We start from the raw sequence: 22,012 nt of genomic DNA on the forward strand, positions 1-22,012 counted from the left end.
TCAGCCCTTGTAGCCTTCGTTGACGCAGTCGTTTTTCCAGGCCCAGTCGAAATCGGCCTGCGACATCGATTGCCCAAGGCCCGGTTCAACATAGGGGCCGGCGCCGTCGATATAGACGATGAAGCGCGCTTCCTTGGTGAAGATGCCGACCTTGGTTCTGATGACGCCGCAGGTCTGGCCGGTCGCGCTGTCGCCGGTGAGGTCGACATGCGAGAAGGTCGCCGCCGGATCGTTGATCAGGCCGCGCATCCTGGCTTCGGCCGAAGCGATCGCGTCAGCGCGCCAGTCGCCGCTGGAGCCGGTGCAGGCCGAAAGCAGCGCGCAGACAAGAAGCAGGTTCGGTACAGGCCGCATGTTGGCTCCAGATCGCGGCCGGAAGCTACTCGACCTTCGGTTGCAGCCAAAGCGGCATCGCAAATCATGGTTTCGGCGCGGTTTCAGATTGCAGGGAGCGCCGTCGACGAAGCTGCTGATCTCCCCCCTTGCGGGGAAGATGGCCCGCAGGCCAGAGGGGGTGTGAAGGATCGCCAGCCATGTCGGTCAGTTCCCTACGCTGTTCGAAGCATTGGACAGGTCGGCGGGACAGCACCCCCCTCTGCCCTGCCGGGCATCTCCCCCGCAAGGGGGGAGATTGATCCGTCACCTACGTCTTCCCGATCCTCTCCACCGCTTCCGCACTCAAAAACCTGAGCACCACATCGCTCATGCCGAGCAGCGGCGTGAAGGTGACGATGGTTATGCCATCGGTGGCATTCGTGCGGGTGAGGCCCTCCGAATAGATGTCGAGCGGCGGTTCCTCGTCGAACCAGACGCCGTGCAGCGTCTCGCCCTGCCATTTCTCGCGGCCCTTTTCGTAGGACTTGAAGGAGAGCACGCTTTCGCCGGCCTGGATGTCGCCGCCCCCGCCCCAGCGCACGACGACGCTATCCAATGCACCCGGCGCGCCGCGGCCCATCACTGTGTCGGCGATCGCGTCGGCGGGGATCATGCCGGTGCCCCATTCGCCCTGCTGCTGCGGCGGGCCGACGAGCACGCGCTGCGGGTTGTCGCGCGTGCCTTCGCCGGTAACGCCGGCGGCCCAGAGCCGCACCGGCTGATGAAACATTCTGCCCAGCCACCAGCCGGGATAGCGGCCGGTCAGGTGCATGGCCCATTCCGCGCCCCCTGCCCTGGTCTTGCCGAGCTGGTTACCGGCCATGAACAGGCGCTCGCGGTTCGTCGCCCCTGCCGCGTGAAATTCGGCCTGCCGTTCGTAAGGCGCGTAGGCCGCGAGGCGATTACGACGACGCCTGCGGTCCAGTTCCTCCAGCAGGGCCAGATAGGTCAGCATCTCCTTCGAGGAGCGGCCGGAGGTTCGCTTCGATGCGGTGGATGCGGATACGGATCTCCTCATCGCTCAACTGCTCGAGACTGTTTTGATTGGCATCGACACTTTGCGAAAAATCCTTGGGCAGCATCGTCAGCACGACCTTCAGATACTGTTCCGGTTTTTCCGCCCTGACCGCGGCAATGACGCCTGCGCCATGGGCGCGGAAGTCGGCGCGCAGCGCGGCCGCGAAGTCGTCGACAAGTGTTTTTCGCGGGCGCTTCGGGCGGGTGGACATCGAGACATCGACTTGAGGAGCGGTCGGCTTTCGCCCTGGCTTCGACCGCTTCGCGCCGCCGCGGCGCCTGCTTTCGTCAGCCATGGGCCGCCGCGTCCGATGGCGCGGCTTTTGCCGACTTGCGGACCTTGCGCACGGGTTTCCTGCGGGGCTTGGCGCGGGCCGGCTTGGCGGGCCCGGCAACCGTGGCCGGCGCGGCCATTGCCTTTAGCTTCGCGGTGGCGGCGCGGGCTGCCGACGGGCCGAGACCCGGCCGCGGAAAGCCGAAACCGGCGACGGCATCGACAGGGCCGCCACGCACCATGCCGATGCGCACGCCCGGCGCGACCTGCTCGACATTATGGCGTGGCAAGCTCGCGCCCTCGAACTCGCCGATGGCGCTGACGATCTCGGCGCCGTCATCGGCGATGATGATGGTGGCGTAGCGTGGCATGCGGGCCTCGGTGTTGCAGATAGAATGGATAGGCAGCGCACCTTCGCGCCCCCTCTGTCCTGCGACCTTTCAGGGCAGCGTGTGCGCTGGCGACTAAAAAACAAAACCCGCCGGGCGGCGGGTCGTTAGCGCAAATCAGCACCATGAACAAAATAGTAGCATGGCTGCCCTCACCGGGCAATAGCTTATAGGAAAATTTCCCTAATTATATACGTGACAAAGTATGCGGACTTTGCTACAAAGGATGGCAGGGAGCGCATAGCCATGAAACTCGACAGCCCAATCTTCCAAGACGCCGAAGCAGCCCGCATTCACCTTGAGGCGCAGCGCTGGCCGCTTGGCCCAAATTGCCCGCATTGCGGTAATGCTCGCGCCGACCGCATTACCAAGATGGAAGGCAAGGCTCATCGTCCCGGCTTGTACAACTGCATGGAATGCCGCGAACAGTTTACCGTCACTGTCGGCACCGTGTTCGAGCGCTCCAAGATCGCCTTGAACAAGTGGCTTCTGGCGACGTTCCTCATGTCTTCGTCCAAGAAAGGCATGTCCGCTCACCAGCTCCACCGCATGCTTGGCGTTACCTACAAGACGGCCTGGTTCATGGCGCACCGCATTCGTGAAGCGATGGCCGAAGACGTGAAGTCGGCCGGGCCGCTTGGTGGCGAAGGCAAAACCATCGAAGCCGACGAAACTTACATCGGAAAGCGCGACGTTCCATACATGTCACCGCAGCGCAAAGGCCGTCCGTTCCTCAAGTCTGGCGGCGCTGCGCAGAAGCGTACCGTTGTCGCTCTTGTCGAGCGCGGCGGTTCCGTCCGTTCCTTCCATGTCGAGCACGCGACCAAGGACATCGTGCGCGATATCCTGGTCCGCAATGCCGATCGTAAATCGACGCTCTACACCGACGAGAGCCGTCTCTACACCACGACCGGCGACGAGTACGCCAAGCATGAGACAGTCAACCATTCGGCCAAGGAATACGCGCGCGGCGAAGTCCACACCAACACGATTGAGAACGTCTTTTCGGTCTTCAAGCGCGGCATGGTCGGCGTCTACCAGCATTGCGGCGAAGCCCATTTGCACCGCTACTTGGCCGAGTTCGATTTCCGTTACAATCGCCGCGCTGCGCTCCAGATCACCGACAACGAGCGCCATGACCAGTTGCTCGCCAAGATCGAAGGCAAGCGCCTGACCTATCGGCGGATTGGTGAAGCCAGTATCGCCTAAGCAAAAAGCGCGAAGGCTTAGGGAGCAGGAAAAACAGTAGCCTTGATCGCGGCAAATACCAACAAGACCATTCCTATGGCAACTGCCGCTGTGCAGATGTAGCCAGTTGAGCGGACAAATTCGGGCGGGAATTGGCTCGCATAGGTGCCCCCGTGAATGCCGCTCAAAAATAGAAGGGTTTGCGGTACCGCCTTCGCGTGCTTAGCAAACTCAACTAGACCGTCCCCTACAGACGCCGCCAAGGCCGATTATCCTTTTCGAGCAATTGCCCCAACGATCCAAAATAGCAGCAACCCTGCCGGAAACAAAACTCCAAAATCGCGGAAAGCAGGTATCAAAGCAGCCACAAACCCAATAGCTATCAGGAACGCTGCAAAGAATGCAGCCAGTTTCATTCCGATGCCATAGTTTACAATTGCAGCTGTCGCCATCGGCTTGCTAGCCTCTGTTACGGTCTTCTTGATACGGGCAACTTCGAACACAAGCCGACGCGTAGACGTTGTATCCTGCGATATAGCGTATGCTACAGCCGCTTGTTTGGATCTGAACTTTTTGACAACCACTCCGCCGCTCGGGTTGTCCTTAACGATTCGAAAGGCACTTTTCGAAACGTCTCGGTATGGAGTCGCCCTACTACTAGCAGTGTCGGATGGCGTAAATGGTACCGACCATTCACCGGATGCGGCATTCTCAGATTCTTCATCGTCGAAAAGAATCATTTGGAGACGCCTACCGACGCTACGGTTTTTTCCCACTCCTCGTCAGAAATTCCTAGCGATTTGCGTAGAACTTCCAACTTTTCGGCCATCCAAATATGAAATGCGAGAGCACTGTTTAAATCCATTACAACATCAGCTTCCATTTCTCGAACGATGCCGGGTTTGGATTCGATGATTTCTTCCTGCCCAGGTTGCCCGTTGATCACTTCGAAAGCTGTTCTAAGTGGAATGGCTGACCGCTCCGAGAAGAAACCGCAGTGAATAGCAGCGCGCGGAGTAACACCTCCGAACACCCCGTCAGCGTGAATCACGCGGAAAAAATTGCTTTTGTGGTAATAAGCTTCAATGCGAACCGGCTTTGAATCGCTGGACGTATCGGCCATTGATCTTTACTCAGGTAAGATTTTGCACCGGTAAAACATGGCTAGCGCCGCTTTTCAAGCCGATTCTCGCTTGTTTGGCTTGCTTTTAGGGCGCTTAGGAGAATCAGGCTTAACACCCACTCTCACAGCGCGTGGCGTCTTCAGCATCCGCTTCAGCGTCTCGTTGAAGCGCTTTTCGTGTGTCTTTTCGGTCTGTTTCTCGCTGGCCATTGCCAGTTATCCCCAGAAAATGTGCGAAACCAGCGGTTTGCCGCTTGGAGCCCTTGTCGAAACCACCGAATCAGCCCGGAATTCACCACTCCAGCGCGATGGAGGGGAGTGAGCGGCCCACGAAGCTCTCACACTCCCGCCCACCGGGCGTCGCTGGTGGCGTACCCGCTACGGGTGCCTTCCTACCCGAACCATCCGGGTAGGTCGTAGTGGGGGTGTGGGGCTGGTGCCCCGGCGCGCTGATTTCCGACCACCGCATATCGGGTTCGATCCCCGACACCTCCACCGGCATAAGGTGTAACCGAATCGGTTACATCCGGTAAACAAGTTTACGCATAGGCGGGACAAATTGTCCCCTGTCTCGTCGGTCGCCGGCCTGTCGCCCAATTTCATAGCCGAATCGGCCTTACTTTGTCACGTATATAATTAGGAAAATTTCCCTATCTTTCTCACCGCCACCGCGGCGAGACGCCACGCACGCCACAGCCATAGATTGAACCATCGGACAAAAGCCGGGCGAAATTTTTGTCGGAACCGACCGCAGTGCGGTGGGTTCCACCCTTAGTCGCAACGCGACAGACCCTGCAAGAGACGAACCGTCTCGCAACAGAGGAGAAGATCATGCTTACGAGGATTCTTGCAGCTTCGGCCCTGACGATCGGCCTCGCCACGGCGGCGATGGCCCAGACAGCGAACTCGACCGACGGCGCGGGCGGCAGCGGCCAGACCATCACCGTCGATCCGAGGACGCCGGCCACCCCACCGGCTGACCAGGCAGCGCCCGATACCGGGACGACCGGCAGCATCACCGGCGGCGATATGAACTCCAACGCCGACAAGAACTGCCCGAACAGTCCGCAGGGCGCGCAGGGCGACGCCAATAATACCGCGGCCAGCACGGTGCAGCCGAACGTCAACGACAATAGTTGCGGCAAGTAGTTGTAACTCGTCCAATCGTTTCGTCGCGCAACGGCCGCGGGTTTTCCCGCGGCCGTTGTTTTGTGAACACGCCCGTCACTCGGCCTCAAACCTGCTCAGCCGCTTAAGCATTTCGGGCGGGAACCATGCAGCTTCCCGGCCGTTGCAAGGGGCAAAAGGAGAAACCCATGGCAGACAACGAAAGCACCACCAGCAACGCGGCCAATGGAACCGGCAAGCCGGCAACCAACGCGGCTCGCACCCGCAGCGCTGCGTCGCGCAGCAGCGCGCGCACTTCCAAGGCATCCGACGGCGCTATGAAGAAGCAGATAGCGGAACTGAAGCGCGACGTGAACCGGCTCAATCGCGCATTGTCCGACCAAGCCGAGGCGGCGAATGACTGGTACCAGAGCGCGGCCGACCGTGCCTCGAATCTCTACTCCGGCGCCTCCGACCGCGCTTCCAACCTTTATAGCGGCGCGTCGGACCGCGCCTCCCGCGCGGCCAGGCAGTTGCGCAGCCAGGCGCAGAGCGTGTCGGAAACCGTGCAGCAGAACCCCGGCACCTTCTCCACGGCCATGCTGATCGGCGGCCTGGTCGGCGTGCTGGCCGGCATGGCGATCGCCAGAAACTCCGACCCCGATCCGGACTGGCTTCGCCGCTGGCACCGGTAGGATTTCCGTCCCCGGCCGCACCGGCCGGGGTCGTTCACGGTGGTAAGCGGAGGCTGCCTTGCGGCGGCCGGGCGGAAGGAAGGCCGGGCCGTTTGCGCCCGGCCTTCCCTTTTCAAGGCCGCGCCTTTTCTTTCAAGGTTGTGCCGTCCCCGCCCTGTTGGTGTGGCCGGTTGTCCCGGGCTGGTCATTACCCGGGGCTTATGGGATCATTCCGCAAGGGAATCGCGGAGAGCGGCATGGACAGACCTGCCATGGCATCCGTTTTTCGGATGCGGCATGTGCCTGCAAGCATTTCGGGCGTTCGCAGCCTTGGCCGAGGCCAGGCCGATCCGATCTTCCATTCGAGACCGCTCGGCGAGGCGATCCGCTTCATCGCCCAGGCCGAGGGCCAGTACGACCTCAGCGCCGCCGCCATCTCCTATGGCGACCGCCAGACGCCGCCGCTCGGCAGCCGTGAGATCAGGCAGCTCTGGAGCGAATATGGCGAGCGGTGGATGGAGGCGTAACCCGCCCAGGCTCCCCGCCCGGATCGGAAACGGCCCTCATGCGTTCTTGAGACGAGGTCAATGGGAGGAACGCCATGAATGTCGCCAATCTTCAGCTCGAAGGCCTGCTGATGGCCGTCGCCGCAATCAACCATGTGCTCGTCAAGAAAGGCGTGCTGAGCGTGGAGGAGATCGACATCGCGCTGCGCAAGGCGGAGGCCAGCGAAACCAACGAGGAGCGCTCGGGCGGCATGTCGGCGTCGAGCCGCGACGCCGTCAATTTTCCGATCCGGCTCCTGGAACTCGCCAACCAGTGCCAGCCCGAGGCGGACATCCCGTCCTTCTCGAAACTGGCGCGCATGGTCGGGCAGATGAAGGAGCCGTATAACGACCAGATGTGAGTGATGATGGCAGGCGGCTTGCCTGGAGCCGGCGCTGCCCCTCATCCGCCCCTTCGGGGCACCTTCTCCCCGTGAACGGAGAGAAGGAAAAAGCTTCACGCCCTGCCCGGCCACCCCTGCTTGAAGGCAAGCACGCTGCCCGGGCCGTGCACGGCGGCGTAGAGCAGGCCGGCGGCGAAAGGGAAATGCGACATGAAGGCGCCGAACTCGTCCTGATTGGCGGCCCAGTGCGACGGGCCGTGGAAGGCAAAGCCGAGGAAGACGACATAGACCGCGCCGATCAGCGCCGCCGGGGTCAGGAAAGCGCCGGTGAGGAAGGCGATCACCAACAGCGTTTCGAGGATCGCCGCGCACCAGGCCAGAAACAGCGGAAACGGGAAGCCTGCGGCGGCGATGTAGCCGGCGGTGGCGCCCATATCCATGAGCTTGAAAGCCACCCCCATCGCGAACATGGCGGCGAAGATCAGCCGGGCGATGAGAATGGCAACGGTCTGCCAGGTCGATTGCGTTTCCACGATTATCCCTCCGGATTGCTTCTGTTGATGCTCCAAGGACGGGCGAAGGGATGCGGTTCCGACAGGGGTGAGGAAATTTGTTTCGGCGGAGGCTTGGCACCTTTCCTTCTCCCCTTGTTGTGGGAGAAGGTGAGCCCTACCCCACCTTCACCTGTGGCGGATGGCTGATTGAATCGCGCACGGTGCCGTATTCGGCGCCCCAGCGGTCGGTCATGTCGCAGCGAATGTCCCAGAGCTCGGGAAAGAAGCGGTGGCGGGCGCCGCCTTCGAGGATCTCCACCGGCCTGCCCTTCAGCGACCTCGCGCCCAGGCCGATCGAGCGGTGGATGAGATAAAGGTGGTTGGCGCGGAATTTCTGGAACAGCTCGTCGAACTCGATCAGCGCCTCGGCCACGACATAGGAATCGCCGTGGTCGTAATGTTCGTCATAGATATCCGCTACGGTCAGCCCGCGGCCGTCGAGATAGGCATGCTTGAAGGCCCGCCAAAGATCCGGCGGCAGGCGCAGCAACAGCTTGAAGCCCGGCGATTCCTGGCCGCTGCCATTGCCGAGCTGCAGGCGGATCTGCTGGTATTCCTTGGGCGACATGGTTTCCAGGAGATCGAGCTGCGCCGTCATCATGCGCATCAGCCGGTGCACGCGGCCCATCAGCGTGACGATGCGGTGCGTGTCATGTTTTTCCAGGTAATCGAGCACGTCGACCAGCGTATAGGCGATGAGCTTCATCCAGAGCTCCTCGACCTGATGCACGATCTGGAACTGCAACTCGTCGGCATTCACCATCTCGGAGAGCGGCTTCTGGCAGGCGAGCAGCCGATCGCATTTTAGATAGACGCCGTAGTCGCGCATTTCGGGCGCCTCGATGCGGGCGTGGTAGTCCGTCTTGTCCATGGCTCATCTCCTCGCGCGGGCATGGTTTTCAACCTTTCGACAAGGATAGCGCTTGCGGCTTGAACATTGTTCCTTTCTGTTATCCAAATGGCATTAAATGAGGGACGACTATCAGCCTTCTTTGCCAAATTGGAGAACGAACGATGCTGGATGCTCTCGACCGCAGAATAGTGGCCGCGCTCGAGCGCGACGCGCGGGTCTCCTTCGCCGAGCTGGCCGCGGAAGTCGGCTTGAGCAAGACGCCGTGCTGGAAGCGGGTGAAGGCGCTGGAGGAGGCCGGAATCATCCGTGGATATTCGACCCGCATCGACCCGGCCAGGATCGGCTTCGGCATCGAGGCCTTTATCCAGGTGTCGATCGACTTCGAGGTGTCGGACGCCTTCGAGGCGGCGGTGAAGAAGCATCCGCTGATCCGCCGCTGCTATGCCACCACGGGCGAAGCCGATTATCTCCTGCAGATCGTCACCGTCGATATGATGGCGCTCGACCGGATGCTGCGCGAGGAACTCAGTCGCTTGCCCGGCGTGCGCCGCACCGTCACCTCGATGGCCATGCGCGAGATCAAGGGCGACATCTCGTTTGCCGAGGCGGCGGGGCGTGCGCTGCGCGGGTAGGTATGCGCGCCAGAAAGGGCCAGGCTGGCAGACGCGGATGAATGACGACCTGCGCAAGGCGGCGAAGCTGAAGCGCTCCCTTCACTGAACTGCGATCAGGTCTGGTCGGACTGACGGGTCTGTTGAGCCGGGTCCGCATCGGCGGGCTCGGCCACCCGCGCCGCCTCTTCCTTCTCCGCATCGGCCTTGCGCTTGGGGCACTCCTCGAAATCATGATCGCGGCCGCCGCAATAGGAGCAGCATTTGGCGGGAGTGTCGGGGTGGAGCATCGGGGCCATTCCTGAGAATGCACCAAATCGTTTCCGGTTGCAGCAATTGCGTGAACACGCCGCAATCGCCGTTCAGCCCCGTGCCCAGATGTCAAAGTCGAAAGGAGCTCGCCGCTTGCGCGGCGGGCTCCCGGTCTTTCACCGCTTACGCATGCGCGTGCGGGTGGCGAACGTCCCAGACGGCCCAGGCCGACGCCGCGATCACGAGCACGCCGAGGATGACGTGCGTGAGCATTACGTTCCTGTCAGCCGCGAATTGCAGCAGCCAGGGCGAGACGATCAGCCAAAGCCCGAGGACGAGATTTACCCATTCCTCCCATTCAGCGAACATCGAAAGCGTCGCCAAGGCCAGAGCACCGAGCAGAACGCCGACAATCCAGGCGTTCCACGCGGGCACCATTGCCGCGGTGAATCCGATGACCCAGGGAGAGATGAACAGGCAGATCGCGAGAACCAGGGTAACCCAGTCCTTGCTCTTCCGTTCTTCCATCAGTTTGCTTGCCATGACAACCTCCATCGATGAAGCTTGACCAAAGCAACTGCATTTGGCGTGCAATCAGGCACGCTCTGTTACTTGATGTAATACATTTTTACGGACCTGCAAGGGAGGAGCCGGCCGCGCGGGCGCCTTACCCATTGAAATCGCTTCCGTCCTCGGCGCCGAGCTGCGGCACGACGATTGCCTCGAGCGGCGCGTCGAGCTCCCATTTCACGCTGCCGGGCGAGCGTTCGAGGCTGGAAGAACCGCTCAGCGACTGCGGCGCCACCCGCTGCAGCACCACTGTGCCAAAACCCTTGCGCTCGCCAAAACCCTTGCGCTCGGTCATCTTCTGTTGAGCTCCGACGGCTGGCGCACTGGATGTCTCGTGCCAGAGAAGACGAAAGCGCCGCTGCGCATCCGGGCCGGCCTCGACCTTCCAGGTGATTTCGATACGGCCGCCCTCGGCCGCCAACGCGCCATATTTGGAGGAGTTGGTGCCGAGCTCATGGAAGGCCATGCCGAGATTCTGCACGGCATTCGACTGCAGCGTCAGCAGCGGCCCGGAAAGCGAGATGCGCTCCTCATGGCCGAAGGGCTTAAGATGCTCCTGGACGAGATCGAACAGGCTGGCGCCGGCCCATTCCGAGGTGACCAGAAGGTCGTGCGAGCGTGACAGCGCCATGATACGGGCGCGGATCAGTTCCTCGAACTCGCCTGGGTCGGTCGAGCGCTTGCTGGTTTCCCTGACCATCGACAGGATCACCGCGAACTGGTTCTTCACGCGGTGGTTGACCTCGCGCATCAAGAGCCGGATGCGGCGCTCGCTTTCCTTGGCAGCGCTGATGTCGCGGGCGATCTTGGAGGCGCCGACGATCTCGCCGGCGCTGTTCTTGATCGGCGATATGGTCAGCGAAACGGCGACCAGCGATCCGTCCTTGCGCCTTCGGGCGGTCTCGAAGCTGGGGATTCGCTCCCCCGCGCGGATCTTGGCGATGATCTCAACTTCCTCGTCCTGCATATGCTCGGGGATCAGCATCAGGATCGGCTGGCCTATGGCCTCCTCGGCGCTGTAGCCAAACATGCGCTCGGCCGCGCGATTCCAATCGGTGATGATGCTGTTCAGATCCTTGCCGATGATGGCGTCATAGGAAGAGTCGACGATTGCCGCGAGGCGCGCGTCGGCATTCGCGTTCTGTCGAAAGGTCCCCCCGGAACTGGCCATGGACATTAATTAGGGCCGACGCAAATCAGGGCAACGTGTCGAGGGTCGGATCGCATCTGCTCACGGCTTCGAGTTGCTGGAGCCAGCGTCGGCCTTCTTGGCCGGCGATATGATGCCGAAATCCTGTGACTTCACGCCAGCGTCGGCGGTTAGAAAGCCATCCGACGCAAGCCCGCGGCGCAACAATTCGCGCACCGCGGCCGAGCGGCTCGGCATTCGCCTCTCGAAACGCCAGTTTTCCAACGCCCCCAACTCCTCGTCGGTAAGCATGATTTGCAGCCTTTGCGGCCTTTCCAGCTCAGCCAAGCCCGCCTCCCTCAGACAACCAGCGCCACGAATGAGTAAGTGTCTCAATATGAGTAAAAGTAGGGTTTACCTCATAGGGCGTCAAGAATGCTTAAGCTCTGAAAGGTGGCTCAAGCTAACGATACCAAGGATATCTCGAAACCACATTTGTCGTACTATGCTAACTCATTGATTTATTTAAGTCTTTTAACATTTGTGTGTTGTCATTCGTAAATCCCGGGCGCATGGTGGCTGGCAGAGGGATAACCTCCAAGAAAGGAGGCATTTCCAATGTTACGAGGATTTTCCAATCGGCTGCGCGATGATGCCCACTGCAAGGTCCAGGAGGCCCTGCGGATCAACGGCATCATCAACATCATTAGGCTGTCGGAAGAGATCAGGCTCAGGAACCTTGCCGAGAATATCGCCCGTGAGGACATTGAAAACCTGGTGATGGAGGTCTCGCAGCTCTACGGAGCCCCCATCGAGTTCGACGATCATGCCCTGACGGCACTCGACCTGCCCGAGGTCCTGGGCCCCGACAACCGCAACGACCTCGAAAAGGCGCTGCGGCAACGCTCGCCGCCCGACGTGCCGGTCGATCTGCTGCAACTCGAAAAATAGCCGGCGCGGCCGACGATTTTGCCTCAAAGCGCATGTGGGCTTCGAAAGGACCGGTCAGCCCTGGTGGCCAGCTCGCCCAGAATGCCGAGCCCCGTTTCATACCGGTTCGGATCGACACCAGCCTGATGCGCCTGCCAGAGATTGTCGCGCAGATCGGCTATCTTCACCGGCAAGGCAAGCTCGTTCGAGGCGGCGCGCCAGAGGAAGCCCTCCTCACTCTCGTCCATCCGCCTCGTCAGCGCGTCGACCGCCGCCACCACCACCAGGCCGAAGCCGGCGCCATGCAGGCGGTCGAGGCTCCAACCCTCGCCTTTCTCGACAACATCATGCAGGTAGGCGACGGTCTTTTCGTCCAGCGTTTCGACCGAATCGGCGACACGTCTCAGATGTTCGATGTAGGGCCGCCCCGTCTTGTCCTTCTGACCGCGATGGGCATCAGCGGCAATCTGTGCTGCTTCGTGAAGCATGATCCCTTCCGATCTCGTCGCAATAAAGCCCGCCCCGGCGAGGGACGGCCGAAGCGGGCTAGCTCGGGGTTGAACCCCGGTCTGACGGCGCGCCTTTCGCGGGGGAGCGGGGCTGCGCGCCACTCCTGCCTTCAAGAACACCGGCATTGGGAGAATGTTCCCGTCGCCCCGGGATTTTTGAGGACGCAGCACCGACAGGTTCAGCTAAAAAAGAAGCCCGGCCGCAAGCCGGGCAGAGAGGTCTTGGGAACATTCAAGCCGACCGGAGGGTCACTCGTTCAGCACCGGCTAATTTGACGGGTCATCATGACGGGCAAATGAAGCCTCGCCAGGCCATCGGGCCCAATGCATGTCGCCCAGAAGTGTACGCGGTTCTGGGACAACGACATGCATAAAACAAGGACTTAAAGCGCGTCGCCTGAATCCGTTTCCGCGCGACGCGCTTTAGAGCAATTCCAGGAAAAGTGTGAGCGGTTTTCCGTCCGGAATTGCGCCGAAACAAGGAGGTAGGGCGGTTCGCCGTTTCCGTGAAACGGCGAAACGCATTCGACCGACATCGCCCGCCGGAGAAAAGCTTTTCGGCAGGAACCTCGCGACCGCGTTGCCGTTAGCCCTGCATATCCAAACAGGAGGTCCGGCAATGGATTGGAACCGCGTCGAAGGCAATTGGAAGCAGATGAAGGGCAAGGTCAAGGAACAGTGGGGCAAGCTCACCGACGACGACCTCGACCGCATCGCGGGCAAACGTGACCAGCTCGAAGGCAAGATCCAGGAACGCTACGGCTTGGAGAAGGATCGCGTGCGCCGCGACATCGACGACTGGTACAGCATGCAACGCTGGTAGCGATTGCTCCCGAAAACGATGGGCGTTGCCGCGCGGCAGCGCCCATTTTCGTGAGCCGGTCAAGGCCGCTCAAGGCGGCCGCGTATCTCCCTCTCGATCCGCCGATCGAGCGGTGTGGGCGGCTCGGCCGGCATGCCGTGGCCGAGTTCCGCCAGCGCCTCGGCGTCGCGGCGGAATTTTGCGAGCGACACCGTGCGGCCCTGCTCCAGCCAGCCGGCGGCATGGAGGATGAAATGCGCGCCCGAGGCCAATGCCGCCGAAACCACCCTGCCCCCTTCGGCGCCGGATTGCGCATCGTCGATCTTGGCCGAGGTGATGGCGCCATCGCCCCGCACGGGCACACCGAGCCGCCTGCCGAGCCCGGCGGCGTGGAACTGGACGAGCTGCGAGGCCGGATCGCCAAAGTTCGGAAGCATCCGGCGCATGTCGAACGGATAACCAAGGATACCCATCACCGCCGGCGCGCCCGGACGCCAGAGCTGCGCCAGCGCAAGGCCGGCCAGCACCTCGGCATAACCCTGGATAAGCGCGCCGGCCACGGTGACGGGCGCCGTCGCGCCCATCATCATGTAGGACGAGACCATGCTCGCCTCGCCCTTCAGCGCGATCGCCCGCAGGCACTTCAACGGGTTCGGCCAATAGGTGAGCGGCGGCGTGGCGTTGATCAGGTGGACGAGATTGCATTCGCCGGCAAGCGCCGGCCTGCCGACCGCGGCGGCGGTCAGGTCGATCACCGCCCCGGCGGCCGCCGGCGAAGCGATGCTGCCCATGAACGGTTTGTCGGAATGGATGAGATGCGCAAGCAGCATCTCGAGCGGTCGCCCGTCCTCGGCGACGTCCTCCATGACGCAGATCACCTGCCCTGTGTTGGACAAGCCAGGGGCGGCATGCGCGGCGGCGACGAGCTCGCCATAGATCTGCCGGCCGCCGGCCACTCTCGTTGCGTCGTCGAGCACGACATTGGGCGCGCCGTAGATCGGCGCGAAGACGGGCGCCGCGCCCGCGCCGACCGTCGTGTCCCGCGCCGGGTTCCTGCCGCGCAGCAGGAATTTCGCCGGCGCATGCCGGCGCACGATGCGCCGCAATTCAGCCCCGTCCAGCCGCACGATATCGCCGGCTGCCAAGCCACCCGCCTGCTTCAGCATGTCGAGGGTTTCCGGATCGTCCAGGAAGCGGATGCCGGTTTCCTCGAGCACCCTGTCGGCCGCCTTCTCGATCGCCTCCAGCCCGGCCTCGTCGCGCTCGGGACGATAGCCCGACGCGATGAAGTCCGCCGCCTCGCGATGTTCAGGGGCTGATGAAGCAGACATGCAATCCCTCGGCCGGCGCAACAGGTTCGATGGCGCCGGCATGCCGGATTATCCGGATTCGGCTTGCCGTCGCGACGCTCCTGGCGCGCCACCTTGCGTCGCTTCCAGAAAGGAACGGCATGGCTCTTGTCGATGGAGATCTTCCGACGGCCGTCGCCATGACGGACCTCCAGGATGGCGCAGCTCAATTGCGGGTTTGTTTATTTTTCGGTCAGGCGCTCTCACTATCGGCCTTGACGTGAAAAGCCTGGCAGTACTCGTCGATGACCGCAGTGAGAAGGGTCAGGTCCTCGGGGTCGAGAACAGGGAAAAGGCCATTGCTCTCCTCCGTCTGAAACGGGCGACAGCGTGGTCTTCTCTTCCAAGCGCCCGCTGGCCTTGTCTGCTGCAAACGACGTCGAGAACCCTAGCTCCCGGCAGCCAGGAGGTAACAATCACGATTGCTCGCCGGAACAAGTCCAAGCGCATCGTGTTTCGCAGTGGTCAGGATGTGCGTGAAAAATGGCCCAGGATCGACGTCATAAGGAAGTGCTTGCCGGTTTGCTGAGACGGCATTTTTCCAATGAGACAATGAGGCGGCATTTACGCACGTGGCCGCTTTTCCGGATAGACCGTCAACTTTCCGAGCGCCTTCGAAGCCTGCTCGACAAGCTGGCGCGAACGAACGGCGGCGGCGGTCCTCCCAACGATCGCAAAAATCATTGACAGCCTGGGCTCAAGCCGATCGCCAAGAGAGGGGGAAGTTCCGTTACGACTTCGGTCCGGGGCACGCGAGACCGTGGGCCCATGCCCGGAACGTAAGTCATTCGCTCCCGTTGGTCGAAAGCGAGAGGCGCAACAAGCGCATCGTCGTCAACAGGTAACTTCGAAATGGACTCCGCCGAAGACGGCGCGAGCGTGCTCCGATATTGGGAGAGAAGACATGAACAACATCATCTGGCTCGTGGGAGCAATCGTCATTGTCCTTGCCATACTCAGCTTCCTCGGCTTCCGGTGACGCCCGAAACATCCGGCTGGACGGCCGCTGCTCTTGCGGCCTGCCAGAAGTAGCGCGCGGCGCTGGCTCTTCGCCCTGGCTCCCGGCGTTCTGTTACACCATGCGTTGAGAACCGAGATGGCGAACGAATCGAAGCGCGACCGGCTCGCCCGATGGGCATTGGCCATCCCCAGGCATGAGCTCGAATTCATCATGAAGATCGGCAAAATCAGCCGGCCGGCAGCAATTGCCTTGATCGACAGACATGACGGCGACCGCTCTGAGGTCTACGCGGATCTGGCCCGACAGAGGGCGGCAAAATTGAAAGCTTAGATGGACTGGCCGCTCACTTGCCAGCCGCCTTCCTCTTGGCTTTCTTCGGCACTTCCTCCACCGGCTCGCGCGCCAGCCTCGCGGCTCGAAGCCGGGCGGTCTTCGCGATCCTGGCCGCCGCGTCGCTGTCGATGATCGCGCGCGCGGTTTTCGTGGTGGCCTCGCTCTTGGCGTCGCCTTTCGGCTTGAACACATTCGTCTCAGCCATCTGCTACCTCGCTATGCAAAATGAAAAAGGCCGGGCGAGCCCGACCTTCCCTCAAAACCTCGGCACCAATGCCGGTACATCCATGGTCAAAGGCGCCGACGCATGGTTTAGGCGGCCTGGAGGTTCTCCGCGGCGCTCTTGCCGCTGCGGGCATCCTTGACGACGTCAAAGCTGACCTTCTGGCCTTCCACGAGAGAACGCAACCCAGCGCGCTCCACAGCGGAAATGTGAACGAATACGTCCGGCTGGCCATTACCTTGCTCGATAAAGCCAAAACCCTTGGTGGCGTTGAAAAACTTCACTGTTCCAGTAATCATAACGATTTCCTTTCAAATCGACACAAATTACCGCCGCTTGGCGGAACGCCAAACGTCACGGTTTTCGAAATTGAGAGGGAAGATCGTCAGGGCGCAAAGCGCTGAAACAACGTTCGTTCAACAAGATCGACGTTCGTAGATATAGCGTTAAATTTGGTTCGCGACAAGACGGCCTGGATATATTTGCGAAACAGGCCTTTCCCGGCAATCACAAAAATCGCGTTGTCGCACGGCCGAGGGAGGATGCGCTGTGTGCCCCGGCATCTTCGAATCCAGAAGGTTGTAGGCCGCGGAAGCTGGATGACCCAGTCGCCGGGAAGCGCTGCCCCGGCTAAACAAATGTTGATGAGGGTCGGTGGCCGCGATGCCAAGGTGACGGTCACCGTGGCACCGATGTCACATCCCTTGCTTACCTCATGTCTTTATTAGCCATTGCTTATTTCATGCAGAACAGCCGCCCCCGGCCTATCGCGTCAACTTTGCTGATCGTCGCTGGTGCCTCGATGGCCGCTCCCTTCCCGCTCGGGCAGAGTGTAGGCGCTGTCAAAGTGTAGGCGCTGTCAAATCGAGCGGGCTTTGAAGTATCGCCCGGCGAGAGCCCTCGCTCAAAACCCGGCGCTCAAAACCCGGCTTCATGCGACGCAATGCTTGAAGCATGCATATCGGCCCGGCGCGTCGACAACAAAAAACGGCGGCCGAGACAGCCGCCGTTCCTTGTCGATCACCGGCGTCAGTTCGCGCCGCCGAGTTCCTTGGTCATCTTGCAGAAATCGTCGTGTTCCTTGGCGATGGTTTCGTCACCGCAGTCCTTCTTGATCGACGCGCGGTCTTCCTCGGTCATGGCCATCCAGGCCTTCTTGAACTCATCGCCGGATCTCATCGTCTTCATCCCGGCATCGGTGAAGAAGGGCGCCATCTTTTGCGGGTCGTCCAAGGCCGAGGTGCCTTTGGCGGTGCCGGCCATGGCTGCGCCAGCGGTAAGGGACAACGCGATAGCACTCATGCAAAGCATTTTGGTATTCATTTGTCTGCTCCCTGCCATGGTTAGAAATAATTGCTTTTGAGAAGCGTGCTTCCTGGCAAAAAGTTCCAGGCGAAATGAAAATAAGCCTCGCAAAACGTCCCGACGTCGCCCTAGCGAACGGCCATCGGACGGTCGGGAACATTCGCGCCGCTGCAAGGTTCTCTTGCCAAGCGTGACTGCGAGAGCTTGGCCATGGCGGACTATCTGAGACTCCCGGCAACCTGCCGCAATCTGTTTCGTGTGATCGTTGAAACGCCGCGCGGGTCCGCGGCAAAGCTGGCCTATGAGCCAAAGACCGGCGTGTTTGAATATTCCCGGCCTCTTCCTGTCGGGAACACCTATCCCTACGATTGGGGTTTCGTGCCTTCGACGTTGGGCGACGACGGCGATCCGCTCGACGGGCTGGTCATCCACCAGGCGGCTGCGGCGCCAGGCGTCGTCATCAAGTGCGACCTGCTGGGCGCACTGAGGGTGAAGCAGCGTGATCCCGACGGCACGAAGGTTCGCAACGACAGGTATATCTTCTGCCCTCACAAGGAAGACGCGCCGGATGAGCCAGTGGTTGCTTCCGATGTTCCACATGATCTTCGCCGGGAAATAGAACAATTCTTCCTTTCGTCGGTGCTGGGCACCGGCAAGAAAATCAAGCTGAAGGGCTGGCAGAACGCTGCCGAGGCCAAGCTTTCGCTGACGAAGGGGATGAAATCCTTCAAGCGAAAATTTGCCGACTAGTGAATGGCGGATGCCTGTCTCCAGCCCCATTCCTCCAAACGCCGTGCATATCTGTGTCGACATGCAGCGCATGCCTCCCGGACCGTGGGCGGTCGAGTGGTTTCCCCAGACTCTGCCCAAAGTCCTTCGGCTCACCGAAAGGTCGCCGGCGCGAACCATCTTCACCCGCTTCATTCCGGCGCTACGGGCAGGAGAGGGTCAAGGCCAGTGGCGCGGGTATTATGAACACTGGGCAGAAATGACACTCGAAAAAGCAGGGATGGAGATCATCGAGCTGGCGCCGGAGTTGAAGGATTTCGTTCCGCCCGCCCGACAGTTCGACAAACCTGTCTATTCGCCCTGGTTCGGAGGCAGGTTGAGGCGCGCGCTCACCGCGGAGGATGTCGACACCATTGTCGTCAGCGGAGGCGAGGCCGACATGTGCGTTCTGGCGACGCTCCTTGGAGCCATCGATTTCGGCTTTCGGACGGTCCTCGCCGAGGACGCGATTTGCAGCACCTCCGACGAAGCCTACGACAGTATCGTGAGGCTGTTCACCAAAAGATATTCGCACCATGTCGAAGTCGCTCCAGTGGACGAAATTCTGGAGTCCTGGGTTTAGTCGAAGTGCCAGAAGATCAGCGCAGACCTCGTCAATAACAAATGATCGTTCACGGCCCTCGCCGCCAAAAAATCTGTTCGGAACAACTTGCGGACGGCGGTGTTGACAACGATCCAACCCCACCAGGAGATGCGCACATGGCGACGACGAAGGCGGCCTCGAAGAAAGGCCTCAACGAACTTTTCCACGACACGCTGAAAGACATCTATTTCGCCGAAAAGAAGATTCTCGCCACACTGCCCAAGATGGCAAAGGCCGCGCAGAGCGGTGACCTGAAAACGGCCTTCGAGAAGCATCGCGTCCAGACCGAGGAGCATGTCGCGCGGCTCGAAGAAGTGTTCGAGGTGATCGACAAGAAGCCCGTCGGCAAGACCTGCGCCGCCATCATGGGCATCACCGAGGAAGGCGCCGAGATCATGGAGGAGTACAAGGGCTCGCCCTCGCTCGACGCCGGTCTGCTGGCCGCGGCCCAGGCGGTCGAGCATTATGAAATCTCACGCTACGGCACGCTTCGGACATGGGCTTCCGAACTCGGCTTGACCGAGGCAGTCAACCTGCTCGACAAGACATTGGGCGAGGAAAAGGAAACGGACGCGGCGCTCACCGAGCTCGCCGAATCCGCCGTCAATATAGCGGCCGAGGCCGCATAGCGGCGATCAGCGGACGGCCGGATCGTCCCTCGATCCGGCATCCGCCGAGCCCTGGCAGCTTGCCGGGGCTCGGTGCTGTCACTCCCCCTTGAGTCCCATCCCATGGAAAAGGCATTCGATCGCGTGGCGACCGCCGTCGCTCATGCCACCGGCAGGCCGTGGACCTTCGCTCTTTGCCTGGGCTCGGTTCTGCTGTGGGGAGCAACCGGTCCGGTCTTCCATTATTCGGAGACCTGGCAACTCGTCATCAACACCGGCACCACGATCGTCACCTTCCTGATGGTGTTTCTGATCCAGAACACGCAGAACCGCGACGGCGCCGCCATCCAGGCCAAGCTCGACGAGCTGATCCGCTCGGGCCATGCCAAGAATGATTTCATCGGCATCGAGCATCTCACCGAGGCCGAGGTCGACGAGTTCCGCGCCCGCTGCGCGGCAGCCAAGACCAGCAAGGCGGCTAACGCCTGAGCTGCAGCCACCGGCCATCCGGAGGGGACATTTGCGCGAATGGAACCTCGGTCAGGATTGATTGTTCAATCTCGAAGGCGGACCAGCATGACCAGATCGTCGCTTCATCTGCTCAAGGGCGCAGGCTATCTGATCTCCACGGTGAGCGTGACCCTGCTGGCGATCGTCAGCTGGGACAGCGCATCGAAAAGCCCGCTGCTGACGGCCTGTCTGCTCGGCGGAGCCGCCACCTCGATCATCGGCATGTTCTGCCGCTGGCTCACCTACGAAATCGAGAAACGGCAGGAAGAGCGGTAGGGCGCCAAGCTCGGCGAAGCCGTCGCACGGCGCTTGCCGGCGGAAGCGGAGCGTGCCCCTGGTCAGCGGGTAGGACGCCGTCGCCGGATCCGGGCGCGGTCCTATAAAAAGCCGGCGAACTAAACCGCCTGTTGGCTCGAGTCCAAGCGGCGCCGTATATCCTCCGGTGCCGTTACGCCTTCGTTAAACAGGCCCATGATGCGCGCTGCCAACCGTTTGCGCGCTTCGTCGTCTCCAGAGACGCCCATCTCTTTCGCGTATTCTTCCAAGAGTTTTCCGAGCGAGGCCAGTTGTTCGGGGTCGGCAACACCCCATAGAGTCCTCAACATATCGCGTTGCCTCTCACAGAGTGGGCGAAAGCGTGGTGAACTCTTCCAAGCGCGTCCGTACCCGTTGCAGATCGGACGACCCCACAACCATACGCCTGAATCATGTCACCTACGAGTCAATTCGCCGATAGGAACAGAAGTCAGATAGGCCCGTTTGGCTTGAACGAGGCAGTTCCAATGGCTAACAAAGAGCATGGGCCACCCAGCGGGACCGACGAGGAGTATTTCGTTCGACGCTTGCTGGACGAGACCGGCATAACCGAAGCGCAGGCTCGCGAGCTTATCGCCTTGCTCGGCTACGAGTGGACCTCTCTTCTGAGAGAGGCTCACATTCTCGTCGCCAAAAAAAGTTCAGCTCAAATTTCAAACTGAGACCCGACCGGTCAGCGTTATCCATTGACAACAAAAACGCCCGCCGGCGAAGCCAGCGGGCGAGTTTGACGATGCATGCCGAAGGCAGCCGAGGCTTCGTCAGCCGCGAACGAAAAGCGCCTCGTCTTCGTCGCGCTGTCTGCCGCCGAGCGCTCCGGCAACGCTGGCAATGAATGCCCCCACGATCATCGACAGGGCGCCGACGAGCGCGAAGGTGGCACTTGCCTTTCTGGCCGTGTCGGCGGCGGCCTTCGCCTTGTTCTTGGCGTCTTCGATGCCGGCAAGCACGGTATCGACCCGCTTGCCGGCGTCGGCCTGTGAAAGCCCGGTCCGGGAGGCTACCAGCTTCGCAAGATAGGCCTTGTCGTCGGCCGAGACTTCGCCCTTGGCGGCGCTCGCCACCAGAATGCGCGTTGCCTGCGCCGTCGTGCCGGCGTCATTCTGCCCAGCCGGGGCGACGGCGCCACTGTCGGCGGGGCGGAAGAGTTGATCGACGAAATAGCCCAGGCTGTTGTTGTCGGTTGCGCCGCCGGCGCCATTCGCGGCCGCCGACGAAGCACCTGCGGCCGCACCGGCGGCGACGTTGGACGCCGCCTGCACACCCGCGCCGATGGTTGCGGACAAGGCGGAGCCGAACACGCCGGCAACCAGCAGCGTCGCCAGCGCCCAGGCCAGGAAGCCGTGCGCGGTATCGCGAAAGTAGACTTCGTTGTCGTGGATGCCGACCCATTTCGTCCGCAGCCGGCCGGTCAAGTAACCGCCCAGCCCGGCCGAAAGCCATTGCACGACGATCAGCCAGACGGCGGCCGAAACCGCGAAAGTGGTGACCGAAGCGGCGCCGGTCCAGGGCGAAACCATGGTTAGCCCCAGCCCGGAGCCGATCAGCATCAGGACCACTGTCAGCGTCGCCGCAGCGAAGGCGCCGGCGATGATCGGACCCCAACTCACGGCGGAAGACGAAGATTCGGTAGTGCCGGAAAGCTCGACGTCAGTTACTGCGGGATTCATCACACATCTCCTACCGCGCGAACAGCATAAGCAGGATGATGATCGGGATTGGAACCCCCAGCAGCCAAAGCAATATACCGCGTCCCATAGTAACCTCCTGTTGCTCTCGAGACGAAATAC

The 22,012-nt window shown here is 61.3% G+C and carries 34 protein-coding genes; 15 read left to right on the top strand and 19 right to left on the bottom strand.

Annotated elements, in window-relative coordinates; translation table 11 throughout:
• The 4 genes from RFM98_RS08610 to RFM98_RS08625 all read right to left on the bottom strand — a co-directional run bounded on the left by RFM98_RS08610 (nt 1) and on the right by RFM98_RS08625 (nt 2,037).
• Nucleotides 1–354: a hypothetical protein gene (locus tag RFM98_RS08610; RefSeq protein ID WP_320308461.1), complete on the bottom strand. Its 354-nt coding sequence runs from the start codon at nt 352–354 to the stop codon at nt 1–3.
• Nucleotides 355–643: 289 nt separating this feature from the next.
• Entirely contained in the window at nt 644–1,330 is a 687-nt protein-coding gene (locus tag RFM98_RS08615) for a terminase large subunit domain-containing protein (protein WP_320308462.1), read from the bottom strand.
• On the bottom strand, nt 1,278–1,688 hold the full coding sequence (locus RFM98_RS08620) for a hypothetical protein (RefSeq protein ID WP_320308463.1): 411 nt from the start codon (nt 1,686–1,688) through the stop codon (nt 1,278–1,280). The genes RFM98_RS08615 and RFM98_RS08620 overlap by 53 nt, the downstream gene beginning before the upstream one ends.
• Nucleotides 1,681–2,037: a hypothetical protein gene (locus tag RFM98_RS08625; protein ID WP_320308464.1), complete on the bottom strand. Its 357-nt coding sequence runs from the start codon at nt 2,035–2,037 to the stop codon at nt 1,681–1,683. The genes RFM98_RS08620 and RFM98_RS08625 overlap by 8 nt, the downstream gene beginning before the upstream one ends.
• Nucleotides 2,038–2,301: 264 nt before the next feature.
• Between RFM98_RS08625 and RFM98_RS08630 the strand changes: the two genes are divergently transcribed.
• Nucleotides 2,302–3,264, top strand: a complete 963-nt coding sequence (locus tag RFM98_RS08630; protein WP_320308465.1) for an IS1595 family transposase — start codon at nt 2,302–2,304, stop codon at nt 3,262–3,264.
• 248 nt (nt 3,265–3,512) lie between these two features.
• Here the strand turns inward: RFM98_RS08630 and RFM98_RS08635 are convergent, their stop codons facing one another.
• From RFM98_RS08635 to RFM98_RS08645, 3 genes are read right to left on the bottom strand one after another with little or no spacing between them, the layout of a single operon-like run.
• Complete coding sequence (locus RFM98_RS08635; protein ID WP_320308466.1) at nt 3,513–3,983, bottom strand: hypothetical protein; 471 nt, start codon at nt 3,981–3,983, stop codon at nt 3,513–3,515.
• Nucleotides 3,980–4,366, bottom strand: coding sequence for a hypothetical protein (locus RFM98_RS08640; RefSeq protein WP_320308467.1), 387 nt, complete (start codon nt 4,364–4,366; stop codon nt 3,980–3,982). Before RFM98_RS08640 ends, RFM98_RS08635 begins: the two co-directional genes overlap by 4 nt.
• 54 nt (nt 4,367–4,420) lie before the next feature.
• Nucleotides 4,421–4,576: a hypothetical protein gene (locus tag RFM98_RS08645; RefSeq protein WP_320308468.1), complete on the bottom strand. Its 156-nt coding sequence runs from the start codon at nt 4,574–4,576 to the stop codon at nt 4,421–4,423.
• A 621-nt stretch (nt 4,577–5,197) separates the two neighbouring features.
• Here RFM98_RS08645 and RFM98_RS08650 point away from each other — a divergent pair.
• The 4 genes from RFM98_RS08650 (at nt 5,198) to RFM98_RS08665 (ending at nt 7,054) form a co-directional block, all read left to right on the top strand.
• Nucleotides 5,198–5,515, top strand: a complete 318-nt coding sequence (locus tag RFM98_RS08650) for a hypothetical protein (RefSeq protein WP_320308469.1) — start codon at nt 5,198–5,200, stop codon at nt 5,513–5,515.
• Between the two features lie 167 nt (nt 5,516–5,682).
• Complete coding sequence (locus tag RFM98_RS08655; protein WP_320308470.1) at nt 5,683–6,168, top strand: hypothetical protein; 486 nt, start codon at nt 5,683–5,685, stop codon at nt 6,166–6,168.
• 251 nt (nt 6,169–6,419) lie between these two features.
• Nucleotides 6,420–6,674 (top strand): hypothetical protein, encoded by a 255-nt coding sequence (locus RFM98_RS08660; protein ID WP_320308471.1) that lies wholly within the window; start codon nt 6,420–6,422, stop codon nt 6,672–6,674.
• A gap of 74 nt (nt 6,675–6,748) precedes the next feature.
• The gene (locus RFM98_RS08665; RefSeq protein ID WP_320216197.1) at nt 6,749–7,054 is read left to right on the top strand and encodes a hypothetical protein; all 306 of its coding nucleotides are present in this window, start codon (nt 6,749–6,751) and stop codon (nt 7,052–7,054) included.
• 95 nt (nt 7,055–7,149) lie between these two features.
• Here the strand turns inward: RFM98_RS08665 and RFM98_RS08670 are convergent, their stop codons facing one another.
• Together RFM98_RS08670 and RFM98_RS08675 are read right to left on the bottom strand one after the other, a co-directional pair.
• On the bottom strand, nt 7,150–7,572 hold the full coding sequence (locus tag RFM98_RS08670; RefSeq protein WP_320308585.1) for a DoxX family protein: 423 nt from the start codon (nt 7,570–7,572) through the stop codon (nt 7,150–7,152).
• A 133-nt stretch (nt 7,573–7,705) separates the two neighbouring features.
• A complete protein-coding gene (locus RFM98_RS08675) occupies nt 7,706–8,461 on the bottom strand; it encodes a tryptophan 2,3-dioxygenase family protein (RefSeq protein ID WP_320308472.1) in 756 nt (251 codons plus the stop codon).
• 143 nt (nt 8,462–8,604) lie between these two features.
• Between RFM98_RS08675 and RFM98_RS08680 the strand changes: the two genes are divergently transcribed.
• Together RFM98_RS08680 and RFM98_RS31360 are read left to right on the top strand one after the other, a co-directional pair.
• Nucleotides 8,605–9,075: an Lrp/AsnC family transcriptional regulator gene (locus RFM98_RS08680; protein ID WP_320308473.1), complete on the top strand. Its 471-nt coding sequence runs from the start codon at nt 8,605–8,607 to the stop codon at nt 9,073–9,075.
• Nucleotides 9,059–9,163: a BrnA antitoxin family protein gene (locus tag RFM98_RS31360; RefSeq protein ID WP_430682272.1), complete on the top strand. Its 105-nt coding sequence runs from the start codon at nt 9,059–9,061 to the stop codon at nt 9,161–9,163. Before RFM98_RS08680 ends, RFM98_RS31360 begins: the two co-directional genes overlap by 17 nt.
• 7 nt (nt 9,164–9,170) lie before the next feature.
• Here RFM98_RS31360 and RFM98_RS08685 read toward each other — a convergent pair whose 3' ends face one another.
• From RFM98_RS08685 to RFM98_RS08700, 4 genes are all read right to left on the bottom strand, one after another.
• Nucleotides 9,171–9,344, bottom strand: a complete 174-nt coding sequence (locus RFM98_RS08685; RefSeq protein ID WP_320308474.1) for a hypothetical protein — start codon at nt 9,342–9,344, stop codon at nt 9,171–9,173.
• A gap of 145 nt (nt 9,345–9,489) precedes the next feature.
• Nucleotides 9,490–9,849 carry an SPW repeat protein gene (locus RFM98_RS08690; protein ID WP_320308475.1) on the bottom strand — a complete coding sequence of 120 codons (360 nt, stop codon included), beginning with the start codon at nt 9,847–9,849 and terminating at the stop codon, nt 9,490–9,492.
• A gap of 124 nt (nt 9,850–9,973) precedes the next feature.
• Entirely contained in the window at nt 9,974–11,047 is a 1,074-nt protein-coding gene (locus RFM98_RS08695) for a sensor histidine kinase (protein WP_320308476.1), read from the bottom strand.
• Between the two features lie 60 nt (nt 11,048–11,107).
• A complete protein-coding gene (locus tag RFM98_RS08700) occupies nt 11,108–11,353 on the bottom strand; it encodes a hypothetical protein (RefSeq protein WP_320308477.1) in 246 nt (81 codons plus the stop codon).
• Nucleotides 11,354–11,623: 270 nt separating this feature from the next.
• Here RFM98_RS08700 and RFM98_RS08705 point away from each other — a divergent pair, with 270 nt between their 5' ends.
• Nucleotides 11,624–11,956, top strand: coding sequence for a hypothetical protein (locus RFM98_RS08705; RefSeq protein WP_320308478.1), 333 nt, complete (start codon nt 11,624–11,626; stop codon nt 11,954–11,956).
• Between the two features lie 23 nt (nt 11,957–11,979).
• Here RFM98_RS08705 and RFM98_RS08710 read toward each other — a convergent pair whose 3' ends face one another.
• Nucleotides 11,980–12,423 carry an HD domain-containing protein gene (locus RFM98_RS08710; RefSeq protein WP_320308479.1) on the bottom strand — a complete coding sequence of 148 codons (444 nt, stop codon included), beginning with the start codon at nt 12,421–12,423 and terminating at the stop codon, nt 11,980–11,982.
• Between the two features lie 640 nt (nt 12,424–13,063).
• On the opposite strand from RFM98_RS08710, the gene RFM98_RS08715 reads away from it, so the two are divergent.
• Nucleotides 13,064–13,267 carry a CsbD family protein gene (locus tag RFM98_RS08715; RefSeq protein ID WP_140835913.1) on the top strand — a complete coding sequence of 68 codons (204 nt, stop codon included), beginning with the start codon at nt 13,064–13,066 and terminating at the stop codon, nt 13,265–13,267.
• A gap of 59 nt (nt 13,268–13,326) precedes the next feature.
• On the opposite strand, the gene RFM98_RS08720 is transcribed toward RFM98_RS08715, so the two are convergent.
• The 4 genes from RFM98_RS08720 to RFM98_RS08735 form a co-directional block, all read right to left on the bottom strand.
• A complete protein-coding gene (locus RFM98_RS08720; RefSeq protein WP_320308480.1) occupies nt 13,327–14,577 on the bottom strand; it encodes a trimethylamine methyltransferase family protein in 1,251 nt (416 codons plus the stop codon).
• Between the two features lie 1,322 nt (nt 14,578–15,899).
• The gene (locus RFM98_RS08725) at nt 15,900–16,094 is read right to left on the bottom strand and encodes a hypothetical protein (protein ID WP_320216212.1); all 195 of its coding nucleotides are present in this window, start codon (nt 16,092–16,094) and stop codon (nt 15,900–15,902) included.
• Between the two features lie 107 nt (nt 16,095–16,201).
• Complete coding sequence (locus RFM98_RS08730) at nt 16,202–16,411, bottom strand: cold-shock protein (RefSeq protein WP_320216213.1); 210 nt, start codon at nt 16,409–16,411, stop codon at nt 16,202–16,204.
• 730 nt (nt 16,412–17,141) lie between these two features.
• Entirely contained in the window at nt 17,142–17,435 is a 294-nt protein-coding gene (locus RFM98_RS08735) for a hypothetical protein (protein WP_320308481.1), read from the bottom strand.
• A 192-nt stretch (nt 17,436–17,627) separates the two neighbouring features.
• Between RFM98_RS08735 and RFM98_RS08740 the strand changes: the two genes are divergently transcribed.
• The 6 genes from RFM98_RS08740 to RFM98_RS08765 all read left to right on the top strand — a co-directional run bounded on the left by RFM98_RS08740 (nt 17,628) and on the right by RFM98_RS08765 (nt 20,884).
• Complete coding sequence (locus RFM98_RS08740) at nt 17,628–18,167, top strand: inorganic diphosphatase (protein ID WP_320308482.1); 540 nt, start codon at nt 17,628–17,630, stop codon at nt 18,165–18,167.
• Nucleotides 18,168–18,177: 10 nt separating this feature from the next.
• Entirely contained in the window at nt 18,178–18,768 is a 591-nt protein-coding gene (locus RFM98_RS08745; RefSeq protein WP_320308483.1) for a cysteine hydrolase family protein, read from the top strand.
• A 137-nt stretch (nt 18,769–18,905) separates the two neighbouring features.
• Complete coding sequence (locus tag RFM98_RS08750) at nt 18,906–19,418, top strand: YciE/YciF ferroxidase family protein (RefSeq protein WP_320308484.1); 513 nt, start codon at nt 18,906–18,908, stop codon at nt 19,416–19,418.
• Nucleotides 19,419–19,520: 102 nt separating this feature from the next.
• Entirely contained in the window at nt 19,521–19,886 is a 366-nt protein-coding gene (locus RFM98_RS08755; RefSeq protein ID WP_320308485.1) for a low affinity iron permease family protein, read from the top strand.
• A gap of 87 nt (nt 19,887–19,973) precedes the next feature.
• On the top strand, nt 19,974–20,183 hold the full coding sequence (locus RFM98_RS08760) for a hypothetical protein (RefSeq protein ID WP_320216218.1): 210 nt from the start codon (nt 19,974–19,976) through the stop codon (nt 20,181–20,183).
• 506 nt (nt 20,184–20,689) lie between these two features.
• Nucleotides 20,690–20,884 carry a hypothetical protein gene (locus tag RFM98_RS08765; RefSeq protein WP_320308486.1) on the top strand — a complete coding sequence of 65 codons (195 nt, stop codon included), beginning with the start codon at nt 20,690–20,692 and terminating at the stop codon, nt 20,882–20,884.
• Between the two features lie 99 nt (nt 20,885–20,983).
• On the opposite strand, the gene RFM98_RS08770 is transcribed toward RFM98_RS08765, so the two are convergent.
• A complete protein-coding gene (locus RFM98_RS08770; RefSeq protein ID WP_320308487.1) occupies nt 20,984–21,892 on the bottom strand; it encodes a hypothetical protein in 909 nt (302 codons plus the stop codon).
• Nucleotides 21,893–22,012 lie beyond the last annotated feature (120 nt).

Source organism: Mesorhizobium australafricanum, from assembly GCF_033977265.1.
GTDB lineage: Bacteria > Pseudomonadota > Alphaproteobacteria > Rhizobiales > Rhizobiaceae > Mesorhizobium > Mesorhizobium australafricanum.

What these genes read in the sequence shown, in the direction of transcription:
- RFM98_RS08640 (WP_320308467.1), bottom strand. Translation starts at nt 4,366, where the DNA reads ATGGCCGATACGTCCAGCGATTCAAAGCCGGTTCGCATTGAAGCTTAT.
- RFM98_RS08695 (WP_320308476.1), bottom strand. Translation starts at nt 11,047, where the DNA reads ATGGCCAGTTCCGGGGGGACCTTTCGACAGAACGCGAATGCCGACGCG.
- RFM98_RS08770 (WP_320308487.1), bottom strand. Translation starts at nt 21,892, where the DNA reads ATGAATCCCGCAGTAACTGACGTCGAGCTTTCCGGCACTACCGAATCT.
- RFM98_RS08740 (WP_320308482.1), top strand. Translation starts at nt 17,628, where the DNA reads ATGGCGGACTATCTGAGACTCCCGGCAACCTGCCGCAATCTGTTTCGT.
- RFM98_RS08765 (WP_320308486.1), top strand. Translation starts at nt 20,690, where the DNA reads ATGGCTAACAAAGAGCATGGGCCACCCAGCGGGACCGACGAGGAGTAT.
- RFM98_RS08620 (WP_320308463.1), bottom strand. Translation starts at nt 1,688, where the DNA reads ATGGCTGACGAAAGCAGGCGCCGCGGCGGCGCGAAGCGGTCGAAGCCA.
- RFM98_RS08635 (WP_320308466.1), bottom strand. Translation starts at nt 3,983, where the DNA reads ATGATTCTTTTCGACGATGAAGAATCTGAGAATGCCGCATCCGGTGAA.
- RFM98_RS08630 (WP_320308465.1), top strand. Translation starts at nt 2,302, where the DNA reads ATGAAACTCGACAGCCCAATCTTCCAAGACGCCGAAGCAGCCCGCATT.
- RFM98_RS08665 (WP_320216197.1), top strand. Translation starts at nt 6,749, where the DNA reads ATGAATGTCGCCAATCTTCAGCTCGAAGGCCTGCTGATGGCCGTCGCC.
- RFM98_RS08645 (WP_320308468.1), bottom strand. Translation starts at nt 4,576, where the DNA reads ATGGCCAGCGAGAAACAGACCGAAAAGACACACGAAAAGCGCTTCAAC.
- RFM98_RS08655 (WP_320308470.1), top strand. Translation starts at nt 5,683, where the DNA reads ATGGCAGACAACGAAAGCACCACCAGCAACGCGGCCAATGGAACCGGC.
- RFM98_RS08720 (WP_320308480.1), bottom strand. Translation starts at nt 14,577, where the DNA reads ATGTCTGCTTCATCAGCCCCTGAACATCGCGAGGCGGCGGACTTCATC.
- RFM98_RS08760 (WP_320216218.1), top strand. Translation starts at nt 19,974, where the DNA reads ATGACCAGATCGTCGCTTCATCTGCTCAAGGGCGCAGGCTATCTGATC.
- RFM98_RS08615 (WP_320308462.1), bottom strand. Translation starts at nt 1,330, where the DNA reads ATGCTGACCTATCTGGCCCTGCTGGAGGAACTGGACCGCAGGCGTCGT.
- RFM98_RS08755 (WP_320308485.1), top strand. Translation starts at nt 19,521, where the DNA reads ATGGAAAAGGCATTCGATCGCGTGGCGACCGCCGTCGCTCATGCCACC.
- RFM98_RS08610 (WP_320308461.1), bottom strand. Translation starts at nt 354, where the DNA reads ATGCGGCCTGTACCGAACCTGCTTCTTGTCTGCGCGCTGCTTTCGGCC.
- RFM98_RS08710 (WP_320308479.1), bottom strand. Translation starts at nt 12,423, where the DNA reads ATGCTTCACGAAGCAGCACAGATTGCCGCTGATGCCCATCGCGGTCAG.
- RFM98_RS08625 (WP_320308464.1), bottom strand. Translation starts at nt 2,037, where the DNA reads ATGCCACGCTACGCCACCATCATCATCGCCGATGACGGCGCCGAGATC.
- RFM98_RS08715 (WP_140835913.1), top strand. Translation starts at nt 13,064, where the DNA reads ATGGATTGGAACCGCGTCGAAGGCAATTGGAAGCAGATGAAGGGCAAG.
- RFM98_RS08725 (WP_320216212.1), bottom strand. Translation starts at nt 16,094, where the DNA reads ATGGCTGAGACGAATGTGTTCAAGCCGAAAGGCGACGCCAAGAGCGAG.
- RFM98_RS08750 (WP_320308484.1), top strand. Translation starts at nt 18,906, where the DNA reads ATGGCGACGACGAAGGCGGCCTCGAAGAAAGGCCTCAACGAACTTTTC.
- RFM98_RS08680 (WP_320308473.1), top strand. Translation starts at nt 8,605, where the DNA reads ATGCTGGATGCTCTCGACCGCAGAATAGTGGCCGCGCTCGAGCGCGAC.
- RFM98_RS08735 (WP_320308481.1), bottom strand. Translation starts at nt 17,435, where the DNA reads ATGAATACCAAAATGCTTTGCATGAGTGCTATCGCGTTGTCCCTTACC.
- RFM98_RS08745 (WP_320308483.1), top strand. Translation starts at nt 18,178, where the DNA reads ATGCCTGTCTCCAGCCCCATTCCTCCAAACGCCGTGCATATCTGTGTC.
- RFM98_RS08650 (WP_320308469.1), top strand. Translation starts at nt 5,198, where the DNA reads ATGCTTACGAGGATTCTTGCAGCTTCGGCCCTGACGATCGGCCTCGCC.
- RFM98_RS08660 (WP_320308471.1), top strand. Translation starts at nt 6,420, where the DNA reads ATGGCATCCGTTTTTCGGATGCGGCATGTGCCTGCAAGCATTTCGGGC.
- RFM98_RS08730 (WP_320216213.1), bottom strand. Translation starts at nt 16,411, where the DNA reads ATGATTACTGGAACAGTGAAGTTTTTCAACGCCACCAAGGGTTTTGGC.
- RFM98_RS08705 (WP_320308478.1), top strand. Translation starts at nt 11,624, where the DNA reads ATGTTACGAGGATTTTCCAATCGGCTGCGCGATGATGCCCACTGCAAG.
- RFM98_RS08675 (WP_320308472.1), bottom strand. Translation starts at nt 8,461, where the DNA reads ATGGACAAGACGGACTACCACGCCCGCATCGAGGCGCCCGAAATGCGC.
- RFM98_RS08690 (WP_320308475.1), bottom strand. Translation starts at nt 9,849, where the DNA reads ATGGCAAGCAAACTGATGGAAGAACGGAAGAGCAAGGACTGGGTTACC.
- RFM98_RS08685 (WP_320308474.1), bottom strand. Translation starts at nt 9,344, where the DNA reads ATGCTCCACCCCGACACTCCCGCCAAATGCTGCTCCTATTGCGGCGGC.